This window comes from Kribbella qitaiheensis (assembly GCF_042657745.1).
Taxonomy (GTDB): Bacteria; Actinomycetota; Actinomycetes; order Propionibacteriales; family Kribbellaceae; genus Kribbella; species Kribbella qitaiheensis.
This window is the reverse complement of record NZ_JBHSKE010000013.1, coordinates 140814-153998: the sequence shown is the minus strand read 5'-3', so window position 1 is coordinate 153998 and position 13185 is coordinate 140814. Positions and strand designations below refer to the sequence as shown.

Genomic DNA, 13185 nt, shown 5'->3' with positions numbered 1-13185 from the left:
CTCCCAAGAGGTCAGTGGCTGTCAGCGGGTGGTGTCTCGCCGGGAGGCTGCTCGTGCAGGAAGTCCTCGACGGCGAACAGGTGTGCCGCCATCCGGACCCGCGCGCGATCGGGATCGTGCTCGGCCAGCGCCGTGAGGATGGCCCGGTGTTCGCCGTGGGTCGCCTCGTCCGCACCGGTCTGGCTGATCGATCGCCACAACCGGTCGCGGACCGTGCGCCCGCTCAGTGCGCCGATCAACGCTTCCAGCACAGGGTTCCCGGTCTCTTGCGCGATCAGCCGGTGGAAGGCGATGTCGTTGTCGATCAGGGCCTCGTGGTTCGGGTCGCCGCCGGCCAGTTCCGCCTCGGTCTGCCGCAGGATCGCGTCCGCGGCGGCGATCGCCGCCGCGCTGATTCTGGCCGCCGCCAGCGCGGCCGCCTCGGTCTCGAGCATCCGCCGTACGGCGTGCAGGTAGTGAGCGCCGCTGCGATCCTGCAGGTCGACGACGAAGCCCATCGGGGCCATCAGCAACGAGGAGTCGAGGGCGGTCACATACGTGCCGTCACCCTGCCGGGTCTCGAGCACGCCCATGATCGAGAGCGCGCGGACTCCCTCGCGCAGCGGTCCGCGGGAGACGCCCAGCGCCTCGCCGAGGTCCTTCTCGACCGGGAGCCGGTCGCCGGCCTTGAGAGTGCCGTCCACGATCAACTGCTTGATGCCCTGCACGACAACGTCGGTCTGGGACCCACCCGTCGTAGTGCTCATGCGGACGTCCTCCTTCTCGGCGGGCGGGTCGGAGCTGGCGGTGCGTACGCTCACGCGACCGACTCCGAGGTGCCGCGCGAGGCCCAGTAGGTGCCGGACGGAAAGGTGTACGCCGCCAACGACCGCCTGTGCATCTCGGCACTGTATCCGGCGGCGGAGGGCAACTGATACGCACCGTCGCGCACCACACAGGGATCGACGAAGTGCTCGTGCAGGTGGTCGACGTACTCGGTGACGCGTCCCTCGAGGCTCGCGGACACGGCGACGTAGTCGAAGATCGACAGGTGCTGGACGAGCTCGCACAGGCCGACCCCGCCGGCGTGCGGACAGACCGGTACGCCGAACCGCGCGGCCAGCAGGTAGACCGCGAGGATCTCGTTGATGCTGCCCAGCCGGGCGGCGTCGAGCTGGCAGAAGTCGATCGCATCGGCCTGGAAGAACTGCTTGAACAGCACCCGGTTCATCCCGTGCTCACCGGTCGCGACGCCGGTCGGCGCGACCGCCCGGCGGATCGCGGCGTGCCCGAGCACGTCGTCCGGACTGGTCGGCTCCTCGATCCACAACGGCTCGAACTCCGCCAGCGCCCGGACCCACTCGATCGCCTCCGGCACGTCCCAGACCTGGTTGGCGTCGATCATCAGCCCGGCCTTCGGGCCGATCACCTCGCGGACGATGCCGCAGCGCCGGATGTCGTCGGCCAGATCGGCGCCCACCTTGAGCTTCACGTGTTTGTAGCCTGCGGCAACGGCTTCCTCGCACAGTCCGCGCAGCTTGTCGTCGGAGTAGCCGAGCCACCCGGCCGACGTGGTGTAGCAGGGGTAGCCCGTCGCTTCGAGCTCGGAGATCCGGGCGGCCCGGCCGTCCGCCTGCTTCGCCAGCAGCGCGATCGCCTCGTCGCGGGTGAGGACGTCGGACAGGTAGCTCAGGTCTGCCGCGTCGACCAGTTCCACAGGGGACATCTCGGACAGCAGTCGCCACAACGGCTTGCCGGCGCGCCGGGCGGCCAGGTCCCACACCGCGTTCATCACCGCGGCGAGGGCCAGGTGGACGACGCCCTTGTCCGGGCCGAGCCAGCGCAACTGGGTGTCGGACTGAAGCTCGCGGTAGGCACCTCCCAGGTCGCCCACGAGGTCATCGACGTCGCGGCCGATCAAGGGCTCGGCCCGCTGCGCGGCGGCGGCGACGCACAGGTCGTTCCCGCGGCCGATGGTGAACGTGAAGCCGTGCCCGCTGAGGGCCGGATCGTCGGTGTGCAGGACCACGTAGGCGGCTGAGTAGTCGCCGTCCTTGTTCATCGCGTCCGAGCCGTCAAGGGTCAGCGAGGTCGGGAAACGGACGTCGACGACCTCGGCCGAGGTGATGCGAGCCATGGGACCTCCCAGAAGATAAGCCGAATATAGAGCAGATGAATTATTACGAACAGAGCGCCAGAGTCTAGACCGGAGGCTAGACCAGCGCTACGATCCCGGCAATTCATATGATGATTGCCACGGCGTGGCGGAGGAGACCTCGGATGAATGACCTGATCGGGGCGGACCGGACCAGCGAGACGCTGCTGCGGTACGACCGGCCCGCCGCCACCTGGCTGGAGGCGCTCCCGCTCGGCAACGGCCGGATCGGGGCGATGTGCTTCGGCGGTGTGGGCGTCGACCGGATCGGCCTCAACGACGAGACGTGCTGGTCGGGCAGCCCGGAGGCGACGCGCCTGCTGGCGACGCCCCTCGGGGAGGTCGGAGCCGCCGCCGTCGATCGGGTCCGTACCGCGCTCGCGGCCGGGGACATCCGATCGGCCCAGGCCCTGGCCCGGGGATTCCAGGCCGGCCATTCGCAGGCCTATATGCCGTTCGGAGATCTGCTACTCGACGTGAAGGTCGACGGCCGGAATCCCTCGGACGCGCCGGGGGAGTACCGCCGCGTGCTCGACCTGGACGCCGCGGTTGCCGTCGCGGAGTACGAGCTCGCCGGGGTCACCGTGCGGCAGGAGGTCTTCGTGAGCGCGCCGGCCGGGGTGCTGGTGCTGCGGTTGCGGAGTTCCCGAGTCGGCGCGCTGTCGGTCGGCGTACGGGTGACCTCGCAGCTGAAGGCTCGGCCGCAGGCGGACGGACTAGGGCTGTTGCTGGAGTGCCCGGCGGACGTGGCGCCGCCGCACAGGCAGGTCGCGGAGCCGGTGCGGTACTCCGACGAGGACGACCGGGGGATGAGCGCCGCGATCGCGTTGGCGGTTCGCTCGGACGGGTCGAGCCGGGCTGACGCCGACGGCCTGACGGTCAGCGATGCGGAAGAAGTGACGCTGGTGCTGTCGACCGAGACGGGGTATGCCGGGCCGTTCGAGCCACCGACTCGCACGGCCGAGGAGTGCTGGGAGACGGCGAACGCGCGGGTGGCTGCCGCTCTTGCTCGGGGGTACGACGAACTCCTGACCGAGCATGTCGAGGATCACCGCGCCTTGTTCCGTCGCTCTGTCCTGGAACTCGGAGCCGATCCGGAGCGGCAGTCACTGGCCACCGACACCCGACTGGCGACCGCTGCCGAGGACCCGGGCCTGGTGGCCCTGCTGTTCAACTACGGCCGCTACCTGATGATCGCGAGTTCCCGTCCCGGCGGACTGCCCACCACCCTGCAGGGGATCTGGAACGAGGAACTGCGGCCGCCGTGGAGCTCCAACTACACGGTGAACATCAACACCGAGATGAACTACTGGCCCGCGGAGACGACCGGTCTGGCCGAGTGCCACGAACCACTGCTCCGGTACGTCGAGGACCTGGCGCGGGCGGGCCGCAGTACGGCGAGTGAACGCTACGGGCTCGACGGCTGGACAGCGCACCACAACGCGGACGCGTGGTGCTGGACGATCCCGGTGGACGGCGACCCCAAGTGGTCGAACTGGCCGATGGCCGGCGCGTGGTTGTGCCGGCACCTATGGGACCACTACGAGTTCACCGAGGATCTGGACTACCTCCGCCGAGTCTGGCCGACGCTGAGAGGCGCAGCCGAGTTCTGCCTCGGATGGCTGGTGGAACTGCCTGACGGCAGCCTCGGAACCTCGCCTTCCACCTCCCCGGAGAACGACTTCGTTGCAAGCGACGGCGAGCCCGCGTCGCTGACGACGTCGTCCACGATGGACCTGGCGCTGATCTCCGATCTGTTCGCCAGGTGTGCCCAGAGCGCTGACCTGCTCGGCCTCACCGATCCGCTGGTCGACGATCTGACGTCCGCTCGCAAGCGCATCCCCGACCCGTCCATTGGTAGCGGGGGGCAACTACAGGAGTGGGCCGAGGACCTGGTCGAGGTCGACCCGCACCACCGGCACGTGTCCCACCTGGTCGGCCTCTACCCGGGCGACGCGATCACCCCATCCGGTACTGCGACCCTGGCCGCAGCCGCTGCCCAGACTCTCGATCTGCGGGGTGACCGTGCCACCGGCTGGTCGCTCGCCTGGAAGATCTGCCTGCGCGCCCGCCTGCACGACGGCGCGGCCGCACACCGCCTGATCCAGGAACTCCTGACCCCAGCCCACGACACCGGGACGGACTACGTCGGCAGTGGGGCAGGCCTGTATCCGAACCTGTTCTGCGCTCACCCGCCGTTCCAGATCGACGGCAACTTCGGTTCGGCTGCGGGCATCGCCGAGATGTTGCTGCAGAGCCACACCGGCGAGCTCGAGGTACTGCCGGCGATCCCGGCCGACTGGTCGGGCGGAAGGGCGACCGGCCTGCGAGCGCGCGGCGGTGTGACCGTCGACCTCGAGTGGTCGGCGACCGGGGTCGGAGTGGTTCTGACGGCCGACCGGGACCGGGAAGTCGTGGTGCGTCACGGGGACAACCGCACACCGGTGGCGCTGACCGCCGGCGTGCCCAGCCGACTCGGCTGGAGCTGAGTCATCAGCGACTGAGTTGCCACCGACTGAGTTGCCAGTCGAAAGGGAGGCCCAATGACACTGACGATGCGGAGGCCGGAGGCCTCGGGGGTGCCGCCACGCGGGCGCCGCCCCCCGGGGGCCCGGATCCGCGCCCTCAAGAAGAGCCTCCGCTACCACTGGCAGCTCTACCTGCTGCTCATCCTGCCGCTGCTGTACTTCGCGGTGTTCAAGTACATCCCGATGTCCAACGCCGTCCTGGCCTTCAAGAACTACAACGTGATCGCCGGAATCTGGGGCAGCGACTGGGTCGGGCTGAAGAACTTCGACGCCTTCTTCAGCAACCCGGTGTTCTGGAACCTGGTGAAGAACACCTTCCTGCTCTCCTTCTACACGGTGATCGCCAGCTTCCCGATCGCGATCATCCTCGCGCTGGCGCTGAACGAGGTCCGCCAGGGATTCTTCAAGCGGTCGGTCCAGCTCGTCACCTACGCGCCGTACTTCATCTCCACCGTGGTGGTCGTCTCGATGACCATCCTGGTGCTGGCGCCGCGGCTGGGCATCGTCAACCGCGGGCTGGGGTTCTTCGGCGTCGACGCGATCGACTACCTCGGGGATCCGTCGTACTTCCGGCACATCTACGTGTGGTCGGAGATCTGGCAGACCGCCGGCTACTCGGCGGTGATCTACCTCGCGGCGCTGGCCGGCATCGACCCGGCGCTGCACGAGGCCGCCAAGGTCGACGGCGCCGGCCGGCTGCGACGCATCATGCACGTCGACATCCCCGGCATCCTGCCGACGGCGGTGATCATCCTGGTGCTCGGCGTCGGCAACATCATGGCGATCGGCTTCGAGAAGGCGTTCCTGCTGCAGAACCCGCTGAATCTCAGCCAGTCCGAGATCATCGCCACCTACGTCTACAAGACCGGCCTGCTGAACGCCGACTTCAGCCTGGCCACCGCGGTCGGGTTGTTCAACTCGGTGATCAACCTGCTCCTGCTGCTCTTCGTCAACGTGATCGCCAAACGGGTCACCGGCAACGGACTGTGGTCATGAGGGCGGCGTCGCGGGCGGAGCGGGCGCGCCGGATCCACGAGCCCCGGACCGACAAGGTCTTCATGTTCTTCGTCTACCTGCTGCTACTGGTCTTCCTGGCCATCGTGCTGCTGCCGCTGATGTACATCGTGGCCAGCTCGTTCAGCAGCCCGGAGGCGGTGTCGGCCGGGCGGGTCACGCTCTGGCCGGTCGACTTCTCCCTGCGCGGCTACGAGACCGCGCTGGGCAACCCACAGGTGATCCAGGGCTACGCGAACTCCTTGTTCTACACGGTGTTCGGCACCCTGATCAGCGTCACCCTCACCATCGCCATCGCCTACCCGTTGTCGCGGAAGACCTTCGTCGGCCGGAACCTGGTGATGAGCCTGATCCTCTTCACGATGCTGTTCTCCGGCGGCCTGATCCCGACGTACCTGGTGGTCCAGTCGCTCGGCATGCTCGACACCCGGTGGGCGCTCATCATCCCGCAGGCGATCGGCGTCTGGCAGGTGATCATCGCCCGGACCTACTTCCGGACGGCGATCCCGGACGAGCTCGCCGAGGCCGCGCAGCTGGACGGGGCGAGCGACCTGCGGTTCCTCTGGTCGGTGGTGATCCCGCTGGCCAAACCGATGATCGCCGTGGTCGCGCTGATGTACGCGATCCTGCAGTGGAACTCGTACTTCGACGCGCTGATCTACCTGAAGAACCCGGATCTGTTCCCGCTGCAGCTCGTCCTGCGCAACGTGCTGATCCTCAACACCTACAGCGGCGGCGCGGTCGACGCGTCCGTGATGCTGCAGCGCCAGCAGATGGCCGACCTGCTCAAGTACTCGCTGATCGTGGTGTCCAGCGTGCCGGTCCTGCTGATCTATCCCCTCGTCGCCCGCTACTTCACCAAGGGCATCATGATCGGCGCCGTCAAGGGCTGATCGAGCGTGCCGCAGTGCCAGTCAACCGAGTAAGGAAACAAAGATGACTGTTCGCTCCAGAGTGACCCGGTCCACGGTGGTCGCCGGGCTCAGCCTGGCCGCCCTCGCCCTGGCCGCCTGTACCGGCGGCACGGACGCGTCCGACGCGGCCGGCAAACCGCTGCCGACCATCACCGGCAACCCGGCGGTCACGATCAACGTCTTCGCCCCCCAGGGACCCGATTTCAACCTGGCGAAGAACGAGTTCAGCCAGAAGATGACCCAGATGTTCAACATCACCTTCAAGTGGCAGACCAGCACGTACGACGCTGGGCCGGCCAAGGAGAAACGGCAGATCTCGCTGGCCAGCGGCGACTACCCGGACCTTTACCTGCTGATCCCGTGGGTGGACCAGTTCACCCAGGCGGACCTGCTCCGGCTGGCCAACCAGGGCGTCGTACTGCCGCTGAACCAGTTGATCGACCAGTACGCGCCGAACATCAAGAAGGCGCTGGACTCCAACCCCGACTACAAGGCGATGGCGACCGCGCCCGACGGCAAGATCTACGGGATGCCGCAGTGGGTCGACTGCTACCACTGCTCCTACCAGGGCAAGCTCTGGATGAATTCGACCTGGCTGAAGAAGCTCGGGCTGCAGCAGCCGAAGACACCCGACGAGATGCGCACGGTGCTGCAGGCCTTCAAGACGAAGGACCCGAACGGCAACGGCAAGGCGGACGAGATCCCGCTCAGCGCGGACGTCCGCGACTCGCTGATCCCGTACTTCATGAACGCCTTCATCTACGACCCGCAGGGCACCAGCGGCAACAACAACTCGGCGCTGGTACTGCGGGACGGCAAGGTGGACCTGCAGGCGAACAAGGACGGCTGGCGCGAAGGCCTCGCCTACCTGAACTCGCTCTACAAGGAGGGCCTGATCGACAAGGGCGCCTTCACCCAGAACGCGGACGCGCTGCAGCAGCAGGGTGACAACACCGGCACCGTCATCCTGGGCTCGGCGACAGTGCTGCACCCTGGCATCTTCGTCACCCTCGGACAGCCCGACGGCCGGGACAAGCAGTACGACGCGGTGGCCCCGCTGACCGGGCCGAACGGCTCGAACTTCTCGGCGTACAACTTCCCGAGCGTGCCCGGCGCCACCTTCGCGCTGACCAACAAGGCGAGCCCCGAGGTGCAGATCCAGTCGATCAAGATGCTCGACTACCTGTTCACTCCCGAGGGCGAGATCAACGGCATGTTCGGCACCGAGGGCAAGACCTGGGCGAAGCCGCAGGCTGGTGAGGTGGCGCTCGACAAGTCGGTCAAGCCGCTCTACCGGCAGATCCCGCAGAAGGCTGGCGCCAAGCCGCCGAACACCGCGTGGCAGGCGATCGCGCAGTACAACAACACCGCGGACTTCCGGGCCGCCGAGTCGATCAACACCGACATCTACAACCAGGCGGGCTACGAGCGCCGGTTGTTCGAGGCGACCAAGCTGTACGACGGCAAGGAGGACAAGGCGCAGGTCTACCCGTACTGGAAGGTGTGGATCGACCCGTCCCTCGGCAGCGAGGTGGCGACCCTGCAGACGAACATCGAGAACTACGTCCAGCAGAACGCCCTGCAGTTCATCACCGGCTCCAAGGACGTCACGAAGGACTGGGACAGCTACGTCAAGGGCCTCGACGGCCTCGGCCTGAAGCGCTACCTGGAGATCCAGCAGACCGCCTACGACAAGGTTCCCAAGTAGCCCGATCGGACCGGCCGGCACCTCGCCGGCCGGTCCGCCACGTCGGCATCGGCTCCTACGCCAATCCGGTTCTTCCCGGTGACTACTCCGATCCCGACGTGATCAGGGTCGGTGACGACTACTGGATGATCACTTCGACCTTCCAGTACTCGCCGGGGATGGCGATCCTGCACTCGCGCGACTTGGTCTCGTGGCGACACGTCGGGGCGGCCGTACCGGACATCGGCGTACTGGGGCCGGAGTACCGCTCGGACCGGGCATCCGGTCGGCCCCTGGACGCCTCTGCACCGGCTGAGCGACGAGACCGGCTGGGACGACCCGTGTCCGCTGTGGGACGACGACGGCCGCGCGTGGCTCGTGGCGAGCTCGCCTGGTCGCGGTGCCTGGATCACGTGGCTGATCCCCATGAGTCCGGACGGCAGGTCCATCGACCTGGGGAACAGAACAGTCATTGACGACTGGCACACCAGCGAGGGCAACAAGATCTACAAGCTCGGCAGCCGGTACTACGTGCTGCACAACGAGGTCCGCGGTGAGGGCAACCGGGTACTCGTCATCATGCGGGCCGCCTCGCTGAGTGGTCCCTGGGAGAAACGTCTTCTCCTTCAAGGGCTTGGTCCCGATCGCGAACGGGAGCCGAACCAGGGTGCCCTGGTGGACCACGCCGACGGTTCGTGGTCCTTGATCACCCACCACGGCCGGGGCGGCTATGCCGACGGCCGTCCGGTCAGCGTTCTTCCGGTCCGGTGGATCGACGGTTGGCCTGTGGTCGGGGCGGCTGACGCACCGGGCAGGATGGTCTGGCGCGCACAGTCACCCGTGCCGGCCGCGCCGCAGGCGGCACTGGCTTTCGATGACGACTTCGACGCCGGCGAACTGGCCCCGGACTGGGAGTGGAACCACGCACCGCGCATCGGCTCGTGGACCCTCGCCGACGGCCTCGTACTGCGTGCTTCGCGGCCACTGCGTTCCGACGACCTCCGAGCTGTGCCGTCCACCCTCACCAGACGCCTGCTCGGCACCGCGGGCTCGACCGCGAGCATCCGCTTGCACACCGACGACTTCGCTGACGAGCAGACTGCCGGTCTGGGGGTCCTGTGCCGCCGGAGCTCCTCGATCACCGTCACCCGCGAGGGCGACCTGTTTCGCCTGGCCACCACGGGTGAGCACTCAGCTACCGGACCCTTGGTCGAGAGCGGCCCACTCTGGCTGCAGTTGGTCATCGACGAGCGCGACTACGTCACCTACGCCTACAGTCTCGACTGCACGACCTTCGATCCGCTCGGCAACACCGACACGGCCTCCTGGTCGGACTACCGAGGCGCCCGGATCGCCCTGTTCAGCACCGCTCCCACCGACGACGCCGGCACCGCCCGGTTCGACACGTTCCGTTACCGCATCCACCTGACCTCGCGGCGCTGAAACGCTTGTCCTTCCGTGGTTCGTGGCACGCGGTAGGGCGGGGATGAGGCACGCGGGTGGACATCCTGGGTAACCTGGCGGGCGCCGCCTGCCAGGGCGGTGGAGCGGATAGGAGACGATGGCCCCCGTGACGCCACCAAGTGCCCAGGACTCGCAGGCCCGGCCGGCCGAGGTCGATCCGGCCGTCGCCGGCCTGACCGTGGGCCTCGGCGGTCCGACCGGGCGGTTCGCCCGGATCAGTTCGTCCTGGTGGACGCCGCTGCGGATCGTGCTGGCCGTCTGCACGATCACCTTCGCGCTCGGTGTGCTGCAGAAGGCGCCCTGCATGGAGGCGGGCTGGGATCGCCAGAGCTGGCGGCCGTTCAAGGCGCTGTGCTACTCCGACATCGGCTACCTCTACCAGGAGCGCGGTTTCGCCGAGGGCAACCGGCCGTTCCTGGACACCGGCAACTACCCGGTCCTGGAGTACCCGGTGCTGACCGGTGGCTTCATGGAGGTCGCGGCGCAGATCACCTGGCTGATCACCGGCGACCCGAAGCAGGACCTGACGGTCGAGCAGAAGCGGGACACCGCCGGGGTCTTCTTCGTCGTGAACGTCGCGATGCTCTTCATCTGCGCGCTCATCCTGGTCGGGTTGACGGCAGCCACCGCGCGGGGCGTCGCACGCCGCCCGGGCGGCGCTCGTGGTCAGCCCCTCGTCGCCCTGTACGTCGCGGCCGCGCCGGTGCTGGCGTTCACCTCGACGATCAACTGGGACCTGTTCGCCGTGGTGCTCACAGCCGGCGCCATGTACGCCTGGTCCCGGGGTAAACCGGTCTGGTTCGGAATCCTGCTCGGCCTCGGTACCGCGGCGAAGTTCTACCCGTTCCTGCTGCTCGGGCCGTTGCTGATCGTCTGTCTGCGAGGACGCAAGCTCTGGCAGTGGTTCGTCGCGGCTTTCGCGGGCGTCGTCACCTGGGCGCTGGTCAACGCGCCGATCTACCTGCTGGCCAAGAACGAGTGGCTGTCGTTCTGGGTCTTCAACGACGAGCGGGAGAGCGACTACGGCTCGATCTGGTACGTGCTGAAGCTGGCCAAGCACGAGGTCGCCGACGTCAACCAGCTCAACATCGTGATCTTCGCCGGGCTCTGCCTGTCGATCGCGATTCTCGGACTGATGGCGCCGAAGCCGCCGCGGTTCGCGCAACTGGCGTTCCTGGTGGTCGCCGCGTTCCTGCTGGTGAACAAGGTGTACTCGCCGCAGTACGTGCTCTGGCTGCTGCCGCTGGTCGCGCTGGCCCGGCCGAAGCTGCGGGACTGGCTGATCTGGCAGGCCTGCGAGACCTTCTACTGGATGATGGTCTGGCTGCATCTCGCCCAGTTCCTCGCGCCCGGAACGCCGGACCAGCCGGACCGCATCTACTGGCTGTCGGTGATCCTGAGGATGGCCGGCACGCTGTGGCTGATGCTGGTGGTCGCCCGCGACATCCTCCTGCCGGAGCACGACCCCGTACGCCAAGGTGGCGTGATCGACGACCCCGGCGACGGCGTCGTCTCCGACCTACCACCGCGAAAGCTGGACCCGGCCCACGCCTAGCTATACTGCGCAGGCAGGTTGGTCAACCGGCTGATGGGCGGCTGGTTTCCGATGGCGGTGTGGAGTCGGTACGGCGTGCACGGTCGAAGCCGCCATTGCCAGCCAGCCGGCGATTTGCACGGGATCGAGCCGATTCGCCACCGCAGCCGCACGACCTGCCGTACCACCAGCGGCGGTGTCTTGGCAGGACAGTGATGCGGTCGCGAGGACCGGTCAGACATCGGGTCTGGACCTGATTCGGCGTCGCGGCTGGACCAGCGTTTCGCGGTCGGCCAGGACACCTGGAACATCTTGGCGGCCGTCGACACCGTCCAGCCCTCATCCACAATCGGACGCGCCAGCCGTAGGCGAGCGCGAGGGGTCAGTGCAGCGTTGGCGTGGGACACGAAGGCCTCCTGGCCGTGAAGCGGCTACTAGACATCCCACTTCACGCCGGGAGGACGGTGGTACCGCCTGACTTGATTGTCATGTGTCAGGACATCGGTGACGGTTCTGCATTGAGACATCGGTGACGCTTTGTGGGGTGTTGGTGGTGACACTTCGGTGAGTCGGCGGTCTCTCTGCTGCCAGCTACGCCTTGAGGTCCTGGAGGAGCACCGACGACGTGTGCACGAGATGGAGCGCACGGGTGACGGCGACGATCTCGGTGATCGATCGAGACCGTCTGGAGGGCCGGGCCTCGTGGCTGACTTGCCCCGAGGCCCGACCGCTTGCCGGTGTTCTCAGGGCTTGACGCGAATGACGGTCTTACCCTTGGCGCGCTCGCTTGTGTTGAAAGCGGCGACGGCATCGTCGAGCGTCGTCGTCGATCCTATGTTTGTGCGCAGTCTTCCCTCCTGCATCCGCCGAGCTATCTCGCCCAACTGGGCGCGGTCAGCCTCGACGACGAAGTCCACCGCCAGGCCGTCAGCCGGCCTGGCCTCGACCGAGCCGACGATCGTCACCAGCGATCCGCCGGCCTTGATCATGGCCGCGGACCTCTTCTGGATGTCGCCGCCGATGACGTCGAAGACCAGGTCAACCGTGCCGACGTCGTCCAGGGCGTCGGTCGCGAGGTCGACGAACTCGTGGGCGCCGAAATCGAGTGCCTTCTCGCGGTCGGCGGCGCGTCCGGTACCGATGACGTAGGCGCCGGCCTCGCGGGCCAGCTGTGTCACCATCGTTCCGACTGCGCCGGCTGCGCCGTGTGCGAGGACACTCTGTCCCGCCTGCAAACGGCCGTGCTGGAACAGTCCTTGCCATGCGGTAAGCCCCGAGATCGGAAGGCTCGCGCCGACGGTGAAGTCGAGGTCGCCCGGCAGCGGCGCAACGTTGCGGGCTTCGATCGCCACATACTCGGCCAGGGAACCGTTGCGGTGCCAGTCGGCGAGACCGAACACTCGCTGTCCCACCGACAGGCCCGCCGTGCCGTAGCCGAGGGCGCTGACCACTCCGGCCAGCTCGTGCCCGAGGATCGAGGGGGCTCGGCCACGACCGGCCCGGTCGATCCAGGTCGACGGCCACTCCAGTTCGGTCGAGACCCACCCCGACGCATGAACTTCAACGATGACATCGTTGATTGCTGCAGTGGGCTCAGGACACTCGGCCAGCGCCATGCCGGCCGTTCCCGCAGCCTGGTCAGTCACCACAATCGCCTTCATCAGGCACCTCCTTGTATCCAGTCTTCGCTTTCGCAGCGATCCGCCGCGAAAGCATTGCCCGTACCAGACCACCATCGCTCGCCCCACGCTCACCACCGGCAATGCCTGGCCGCTGCCCTCAGCAGCGCCCGCAGCTCTCGACACCGACGCTTGGAACGCACGCTGCGCCATTGAAATGGAAATCTCCGCGCATTTCGGTCTACTGACTGAACCGTCGGAAACACCGATCACGGGATAGCCCCTGGAGCG

Annotated in this window: 9 protein-coding genes and 3 pseudogenes; 8 read left to right on the top strand and 4 right to left on the bottom strand. The window is 67.4% G+C overall.

Annotated elements, in window-relative coordinates; translation table 11 throughout:
* Positions 1 to 11 precede the first annotated feature (11 nt).
* Together ACFPJ1_RS13350 and ACFPJ1_RS13345 are read right to left on the bottom strand one after the other, a co-directional pair.
* Positions 12 to 746 (bottom strand): FadR/GntR family transcriptional regulator, encoded by a 735-nt coding sequence (locus tag ACFPJ1_RS13350; RefSeq protein ID WP_380103906.1) that lies wholly within the window; start codon positions 744 to 746, stop codon positions 12 to 14.
* Between the two features lie 50 nt (positions 747 to 796).
* The gene (locus tag ACFPJ1_RS13345) at positions 797 to 2116 is read right to left on the bottom strand and encodes an L-fuconate dehydratase (protein WP_380103905.1); all 1320 of its coding nucleotides are present in this window, start codon (positions 2114 to 2116) and stop codon (positions 797 to 799) included.
* A gap of 143 nt (positions 2117 to 2259) precedes the next feature.
* On the opposite strand from ACFPJ1_RS13345, the gene ACFPJ1_RS13340 reads away from it, so the two are divergent.
* The 8 genes and pseudogenes from ACFPJ1_RS13340 (at position 2260) to ACFPJ1_RS13305 (ending at position 11296) form a co-directional block, all read left to right on the top strand.
* Entirely contained in the window at positions 2260 to 4623 is a 2364-nt protein-coding gene (locus ACFPJ1_RS13340; RefSeq protein WP_380103904.1) for a glycoside hydrolase family 95 protein, read from the top strand.
* Between the two features lie 54 nt (positions 4624 to 4677).
* Positions 4678 to 5658 carry an ABC transporter permease gene (locus ACFPJ1_RS13335; RefSeq protein ID WP_380103903.1) on the top strand — a complete coding sequence of 327 codons (981 nt, stop codon included), beginning with the start codon at positions 4678 to 4680 and terminating at the stop codon, positions 5656 to 5658.
* Positions 5655 to 6569, top strand: a complete 915-nt coding sequence (locus ACFPJ1_RS13330) for a carbohydrate ABC transporter permease (RefSeq protein ID WP_380103902.1) — start codon at positions 5655 to 5657, stop codon at positions 6567 to 6569. Before ACFPJ1_RS13335 ends, ACFPJ1_RS13330 begins: the two co-directional genes overlap by 4 nt.
* Before the next feature lie 43 nt (positions 6570 to 6612).
* Positions 6613 to 8298, top strand: coding sequence for a type 2 periplasmic-binding domain-containing protein (locus ACFPJ1_RS13325; protein ID WP_380103901.1), 1686 nt, complete (start codon positions 6613 to 6615; stop codon positions 8296 to 8298).
* A pseudogene (locus ACFPJ1_RS13320) lies at positions 8208 to 8501 on the top strand (family 43 glycosylhydrolase); the annotation flags it as partial. The gene ACFPJ1_RS13325 and the pseudogene ACFPJ1_RS13320, both read left to right, overlap by 91 nt.
* A 67-nt stretch (positions 8502 to 8568) precedes the next feature.
* Positions 8569 to 9051: pseudogene (locus ACFPJ1_RS13315) on the top strand (family 43 glycosylhydrolase); the annotation flags it as partial.
* Positions 9052 to 9093: 42 nt separating this feature from the next.
* Complete coding sequence (locus tag ACFPJ1_RS13310) at positions 9094 to 9720, top strand: beta-xylosidase family glycoside hydrolase (RefSeq protein ID WP_380104024.1); 627 nt, start codon at positions 9094 to 9096, stop codon at positions 9718 to 9720.
* A gap of 118 nt (positions 9721 to 9838) precedes the next feature.
* The gene (locus tag ACFPJ1_RS13305; RefSeq protein WP_380103900.1) at positions 9839 to 11296 is read left to right on the top strand and encodes a glycosyltransferase family 87 protein; all 1458 of its coding nucleotides are present in this window, start codon (positions 9839 to 9841) and stop codon (positions 11294 to 11296) included.
* A gap of 63 nt (positions 11297 to 11359) precedes the next feature.
* Here ACFPJ1_RS13305 and ACFPJ1_RS13300 read toward each other — a convergent pair.
* A pseudogene (locus ACFPJ1_RS13300) lies at positions 11360 to 11682 on the bottom strand (leucine zipper domain-containing protein); the annotation flags it as partial.
* Positions 11683 to 12018: 336 nt separating this feature from the next.
* Positions 12019 to 13167, bottom strand: coding sequence for an NADP-dependent oxidoreductase (locus tag ACFPJ1_RS13295; protein WP_380103899.1), 1149 nt, complete (start codon positions 13165 to 13167; stop codon positions 12019 to 12021).
* Positions 13168 to 13185 lie beyond the last annotated feature (18 nt).

Excerpts from the sequence above, each read along its gene's own strand:
- ACFPJ1_RS13350 (WP_380103906.1), bottom strand. The coding sequence starts at position 746 with ATGAGCACTACGACGGGTGGGTCCCAGACCGACGTTGTCGTGCAGGGC.
- ACFPJ1_RS13345 (WP_380103905.1), bottom strand. The coding sequence starts at position 2,116 with ATGGCTCGCATCACCTCGGCCGAGGTCGTCGACGTCCGTTTCCCGACC.
- ACFPJ1_RS13340 (WP_380103904.1), top strand. The coding sequence starts at position 2,260 with ATGAATGACCTGATCGGGGCGGACCGGACCAGCGAGACGCTGCTGCGG.
- ACFPJ1_RS13335 (WP_380103903.1), top strand. The coding sequence starts at position 4,678 with ATGACACTGACGATGCGGAGGCCGGAGGCCTCGGGGGTGCCGCCACGC.
- ACFPJ1_RS13330 (WP_380103902.1), top strand. The coding sequence starts at position 5,655 with ATGAGGGCGGCGTCGCGGGCGGAGCGGGCGCGCCGGATCCACGAGCCC.
- ACFPJ1_RS13325 (WP_380103901.1), top strand. The coding sequence starts at position 6,613 with ATGACTGTTCGCTCCAGAGTGACCCGGTCCACGGTGGTCGCCGGGCTC.
- ACFPJ1_RS13310 (WP_380104024.1), top strand. The coding sequence starts at position 9,094 with ATGGTCTGGCGCGCACAGTCACCCGTGCCGGCCGCGCCGCAGGCGGCA.
- ACFPJ1_RS13305 (WP_380103900.1), top strand. The coding sequence starts at position 9,839 with ATGGCCCCCGTGACGCCACCAAGTGCCCAGGACTCGCAGGCCCGGCCG.